General features: G+C 62.4%; 1 pseudogene. It reads right to left on the bottom strand.

From position 1 onward, the window contains the following. Positions 1-111: 111 nt before the first annotated feature. Positions 112-298: pseudogene (locus EN859_RS36985) on the bottom strand (LysR family transcriptional regulator); the annotation flags it as partial.

Here is a 298-nt window from a genome sequence, read left to right as displayed (position 1 = left end):
GACGATGCCCAGGTTCTGGATATGAGCTTCGACGTTTTGCGGCGCGCGCAAATGGGCGCCTCTGGCGGACGAAGCCGGGAAGGTGGTGAATTCGTTCGTGCTCGACGCGGATTAGACGAAAAGACCGCGTTCCCGCTCCACCGCCTTGGTGATGAAGTTGGCGACAAGCTGGACGCGGCGCAGCGGCCGCACCGATTCATGATAGACCAGCCAATAGGCGCGGCGGATCGGTGCAACGATGTCGACCGGCACCAGTTCCGGCATCGAGCGGGCGACGAAAGTGTGCAGGATGCCGATG

This window comes from Mesorhizobium sp. M00.F.Ca.ET.216.01.1.1, from assembly GCF_004010325.2.
GTDB lineage: Bacteria > Pseudomonadota > Alphaproteobacteria > Rhizobiales > Rhizobiaceae > Mesorhizobium.
Note: the sequence above shows the minus strand (reverse complement) of the source record. Positions and strands in the feature narration are given on the sequence as shown.